Here is a 4,980-nt window from a genome sequence, read left to right as displayed (position 1 = left end):
TGCTGCGCGTAGTAGTCGGCGTCGTGGAAGTGGATGATGCCCTCCTCGTGGGCCTCGACCACGTCCTGCGGGAGCAGCTGGCGCATGGTGAGGTCCTTGGAGACCTCGCCGGCCATGTAGTCGCGCTGCACGGAGACGACGGTGGGGTTCTTGTTGGAGTTCTCCTGCTTGACCTCCTCGTTGTTGGCTTCGATGAGGCTCAGGATCTTGTCGTCCGTCGTGTTCTTCTGGCGCTTCTGGTTCTGCACGTAGCGGTAGATGATGTACTTGCGGGCCACGGTGAAGCGGTCGAGCGCCATGAGCTGGTCCTCCACCAGGTCCTGGACCTCCTCGACCGTGACGGTGTGGCCGGCGTCGGCGCACTCGTCCTGCACGTTGAGGGAGGCGAACTTGACCTCGCGGTCGGACAGCTGCTCCTCGGTGGGGGCCTCGGCGTTTGCGGCCTTGATGGCGTTCACAATCTTCTGGACGTCGAACTCGACCTCTGAACCGTTCCTCTTGATGATCTTCATGCCCTCGCCTCTTCTTCCTTCTGCGCCGCCGTGGTGCCCGCGGCTCGTATCGTAAACGTGCAGCTTGGCCCTAAAAAAGGCGCGCCAGCAGACGCGTCCGTTCCTTGGTTTGCTGCTGCGTTTGATGTCGTGAACACACTATGCCACAACTGGTTGGGCCGCGTCCGTGTTGAAAACACCAGATATGGTTTCCTAGCGTTTCAAAGGTGTCGAAAGTCATGATGAAAACCTCTGTAGACGCAGGTCAGAAATTTGCGTGATTCAACGCTCATTCGGAAGGTGCTTCAAAAAAATTTCTTTGATACATTTTGCGAAAGACGGACAATCTCCACTTGCCTGAGCTTGACAACCGCCCGCGGCCATATTTTGGCATTTGCTACCAGCTAGACACTATATGTTGTAGACGAATTGTCGAAAACATACCAAATGCGGTGTACGGTCATTTTACCTGGCATTTTGTGGCTCGCGTCGCGACCGGCTTGGGACTACCCTTGGAAGCGTTTGCAGGATGCCGTCGGAAGGGGCCAACATGGCAGGCGCAGCTACGGGCAAGGTGTACGACGAGGCACGGATCCGGGCGGAGTACGCGGACCTCACGAGGCTCCTCATAGCGCGGGGGCTCCAGATCACCACCATGGAGAGCGCCACGAGCGGCCAGATCGCCTCGCTCATAACGGACACGGAGGGTGCCTCCGCGGTGCTCAAGGGCGCCTACGTCACCTACTGCAACGAGGCCAAGGTGAAGAACGGCGTGCCGGCGGAGGTCATAGCGACCCACACGGTGTACTCGCTCCAGACGGCCGAGGCCATGGCGACGGCCTGCCGCAGGTCCTACCAGGCAAACATCGGCATCGGCGTCACGGGCACCATGGGCAACGTGGACCCGGCCAACGCGGCGGCATCGGAGCCCGGCAACGTCTACTTTGCCATCTGCCTTTCCGGGGACGCCACGCAGGCGGGCGAGAAGGTCCACAGCTTCCACGTGCAGATAGCGCCACAGCCCACGCGGCTCATGTACAAGCTTGCCGTGGCGAAGGAGGTGCGGGACAGGCTGGTCGACCTTCTCGGCTGAGGACGAAGCCTGCCGCAAGGCCGTCGCGGCCCGCGCCTACACAAACACGAGCTGCACCAGCACCATGTAGAGCGCGGTGCCGGCCGCCATGGACACGAGCGTGTTGCCGCGCCACTCGTACAGCGCCGCCACCACCAGGATGCTGATGGCCTCCGGGATGCCGTGCGAGCCCGCGAGCGGCGTCACGTCCTTGAGGCAGTACACCACGAGGAAGGCAAACAGCGCGAGCGGCAGCACCTTGCCCAGGTAGTCCACCCAGGAGGGGAGCTCGCTCTTGCCGTGGAAGACCGCAAACGGCAGAAAGCGCGTGAACATGGTTGCCGCGACGCAGATCGCCACGGTTATGAGCCTTTGTGCGAGCGTCACTGGGCGTCGCCTCCCTCCGGGGCCTGGGCGCGCGCGGCGCGGGCGTCAAGCTCCCTCATGACCAGCAGGGCTGCCGTCATGCACGCCATGGCGGGCACCATGAAGTTGCTGGGCCCCAGCACAAGCAGGCAGACCACGGAGCAGACAAGGCCAATGTAGGCGGGGCGACGGTCCTGCGCCTTGTCCCAAGCTCCCAGGAAGATGACCACAAACAGCGCCGTCATCACAAACGAGAGTCCCTTGGTGGGAAAGGCCACCAGCTGTCCAAAGATGCCGCCCGCCGCGGAGCCCACGATCCAGTACAGCTGGTCGAGCCAGGTTATCAGCAGCATGAACCAACCCTCGTCCACGCCCTCCGGCGCCGGGGTGGAGCTGGTGATGGCAAACGTCTCGTCGCTCATGCCAAACACCAAAAAGAACGTCTTCCAGCCGTTGCCGCGGTAGCGGCCCAGCTGCGTGATGGCGTAGAACGTGTGGCGCAGCTGCACGGCCACGGCCACCACCGCTGTGGTCACGGGGTTGAACTGCGCGCACAGCATGGACCCCAGCACGAACTCGAGAGAGCCCCCGTACACGAAGGCCGCCGTGAGCGTGGGCCACAGCCAGCTAAAGCCAAGCGAGTGCATGTACAGCCCGTACGAGAGTCCCAGGAAGTAGTAGCCTGCGAGCACGGGCAGCGTCAGCGGAAACGCGGCCCCAAAGGCGCGCGCGATTCTGTTCCTGGTTTCCCTTGGCATGGCCGTCCTTCTCCCCCGTGGTCGTTGGTGTAAAATATAGCTTACGATTGTTAACCAGTAATTCAAGTATAATTAACGACCGCAAAAGATAATTTACACTTTGCCGATGGCGCGCCATCGCGCGCGCCGAACGGGCGGGGGAGAAGAGCATGGAGATCGGCGACGTGATAGCCCAGAACCTGAGGGAGCTCAGGCAGGAGCGGGGGCTTTCGCTCGGCAAGCTCGCGGCGCTGTGCGACGTGAGCAAGGTGATGCTCTCGCAGATAGAGAAGGGTGACTCCAACCCCACCATCAACACGCTCATGAAGATATCCAAGGGGTTGGGCGTGCCGTACTCCCTGCTGCTGGAGCAGCGCGTGCCCGAGGCCACGGTGGTGCGGCGCGCGCAGGCCAGCGTGCAGCCCGACAACGACGGCCACTACAGCATCCACGGCTACTTCAACGTGGCAGAGAACCGCGACTTCGAGCTTTTCGAAGGCGAGTTCGACCCCGGCTGCGACCACGTGAGCGAGGGGCACCGCGCCAACTCGCGCGAGTACGTGTACCTGTTTGAGGGGCGGCTCGAGCTGGTTCTGGGCGACGAGACCTTTACGCTGGAGGCGGGGGATATGGTGGGCTTTGACTCCTCGCGCCGCCACGAGTACAGGAACGTGGGAGACTGCGTGGCCAAGGTGCTCTTCGTCAACCACTATCCCGCGTAGGGCCGCGCCGGCAGAAGGCGGTCCGGAGGACGGCCGCAGGGCGGCCAGAAGGGAAGTCTTGCACATGGCTTTGGACACCCCGCCAGCGACGGAGCTCATGCTGGACGTCACGCGCGACGGCCGGGCCTCCGCGCGCATCCACGTCACGTCCCGCGGGCGAGAAGGACGTGCCCTCGTGCTCGTGCACGGCGCCGGGGTGGACGGCAGCTTCTTTGGCGCGCTCGCGTTCGCGCTTTCCGGGCGTCGCGTGGTGACGTACGACCGCCGCGGCTGCGGCGTGAGCTCGGACGCGCTCGACGGCGACTGGTCGCTGGACGCGCAGGCGGCTGACCTGGCGGCAGTCATCCGCAAGGTTGGCGCCCCCGCGGACGTGGTGGCGCACAGCCTGGGATCGCTCGTGGCGCTGCGGGCGCTCGAGCTCGATCCCGCGCTGATGCGGCGCCTGGTCGTGATTGAGCCGCCGCTCTTTGTGGGGCTCGACCCGGCCGACCCCGTGTTCCAGAACCTCGTCCGCGCCGGTCAGGCCCTCGCCAAGGGCCACACGAGCACGCTCTTCATGCTCGCCCTGGAGCGCGAGAACATGGGCGACGCCGTCCGGCCCTTCTCGCAGGAGGAGCTGGCGTCTCGCGAGCGCGATGTCCAGACCCACGCGGACCACGAGGCCGGCTGGATGCTCGCCTACGAGCCCGACCTCGAGCGGATCCGCGCGTGCGGCGTGCCCGTGCTCCTCTGCACAAGCGAGCGGGGCGCCTCCACCTACCACGCGCGCAACCAGGACTTTCTTGCACATGGCTTGGGGGCGGACGTCATGCGGCTGCCCGGCGGCCACAACGCCGCGCGCGACTACCCGGAGGAGGTCGCGGCAAGGCTTTCCACCTGGCTTTAGCCCGTCGCGTCGCAGCCGCAGCGCGCCTCTGGACCGGCTACTCGTTGTAGTCGAGCCAGCGGTTGTAGGCCTCGTCCCAGTCCATCCCGCTGTGCTGGTGCTCCGCGTCCGCGTAGTCCTCCGGCGTGTCGTACTGCATAGGGTCGAGGTGGCCCGTGCCTTGGCCCTGGCTTTGGCCAGTCTGGTCCCGCGACTGCGACTGCGGCTGTGGCTGGCCCTGGCCTTGCGTCTGGCTGCCCGATCCCGAGTTGCCGCCACTGCCTGAACCCGACCCCGACCCGGACGGCAGGCTCATGTCGGTTGTCTGCCCGATGGTCCCGTCCGGGTACGCGCCGCTCGCGTCCAGGTTGGGAAGCTCTTGTCCCTCCACCCAGTAGTTCTGGTACACGCTGGGCGGGTTAATGATGGCGTCCAGCACCTTGCCGTCCAGACAGTACGTAAAGAACACCAGGTCACCGGTGCCGTTGTGCGCAAACCAGCGGTACGTGTTCATGGGACGGTGGTCGCCCCTGTGGGGCGTGGTCACCATGTCCGTGTACGGCCCCAGCCCCGTCTTGTTCATGGCGGATTCTGGCATGCCCTTGTAGGGCAGGTGCTTGCCGATGTCTGCCGGCAGCTTGGCCGCGGACGAGCCGCGCCCTACCACGCTGGACGTGCTGGCGTCCGACCCCGAGCCGTCCTTCCCACCGCCTGTCTTGCACCCCGT

At 64.8% G+C, this 4,980-nt stretch carries 7 protein-coding genes; 3 read left to right on the top strand and 4 right to left on the bottom strand.

The features are described from left to right. The coding region (nrdD, locus tag ACI38Z_RS02190) for an anaerobic ribonucleoside-triphosphate reductase (protein ID WP_439788548.1) at window positions 1–512 on the bottom strand (512 nt) is incomplete at its 3' end. Window positions 513–1,041: 529 nt separating this feature from the next. Between nrdD and ACI38Z_RS02185 the strand changes: the two genes are divergently transcribed. After that, the gene (locus ACI38Z_RS02185; protein ID WP_439788547.1) at window positions 1,042–1,584 is read left to right on the top strand and encodes a CinA family protein; all 543 of its coding nucleotides are present in this window, start codon (window positions 1,042–1,044) and stop codon (window positions 1,582–1,584) included. Window positions 1,585–1,620: 36 nt separating this feature from the next. Here the strand turns inward: ACI38Z_RS02185 and ACI38Z_RS02180 are convergent, their stop codons facing one another. Both ACI38Z_RS02180 and ACI38Z_RS02175 read right to left on the bottom strand, forming a co-directional pair. Beyond that, a complete protein-coding gene (locus ACI38Z_RS02180) occupies window positions 1,621–1,950 on the bottom strand; it encodes a branched-chain amino acid transporter permease (protein WP_439788546.1) in 330 nt (109 codons plus the stop codon). Further along, a complete protein-coding gene (locus tag ACI38Z_RS02175; RefSeq protein WP_439788545.1) occupies window positions 1,947–2,687 on the bottom strand; it encodes an AzlC family ABC transporter permease in 741 nt (246 codons plus the stop codon). Before ACI38Z_RS02175 ends, ACI38Z_RS02180 begins: the two co-directional genes overlap by 4 nt. Window positions 2,688–2,836: 149 nt before the next feature. Here ACI38Z_RS02175 and ACI38Z_RS02170 point away from each other — a divergent pair, with 149 nt between their 5' ends. Together ACI38Z_RS02170 and ACI38Z_RS02165 are read left to right on the top strand one after the other, a co-directional pair. Next, the gene (locus tag ACI38Z_RS02170) at window positions 2,837–3,388 is read left to right on the top strand and encodes a helix-turn-helix domain-containing protein (RefSeq protein WP_439788544.1); all 552 of its coding nucleotides are present in this window, start codon (window positions 2,837–2,839) and stop codon (window positions 3,386–3,388) included. Between the two features lie 64 nt (window positions 3,389–3,452). After that, window positions 3,453–4,274, top strand: coding sequence for an alpha/beta fold hydrolase (locus tag ACI38Z_RS02165; RefSeq protein WP_439788543.1), 822 nt, complete (start codon window positions 3,453–3,455; stop codon window positions 4,272–4,274). Between the two features lie 37 nt (window positions 4,275–4,311). Here the strand turns inward: ACI38Z_RS02165 and ACI38Z_RS02160 are convergent. After that, the coding region (locus ACI38Z_RS02160; protein WP_439788542.1) for a hypothetical protein at window positions 4,312–4,980 on the bottom strand (669 nt) is incomplete at its 5' end.

This window comes from Parafannyhessea sp. (genome assembly GCF_051876455.1).
Taxonomy (GTDB): Bacteria; Actinomycetota; Coriobacteriia; order Coriobacteriales; family Atopobiaceae; genus Parafannyhessea.
This window is presented reverse-complemented; position numbering and strand designations above follow the sequence as displayed.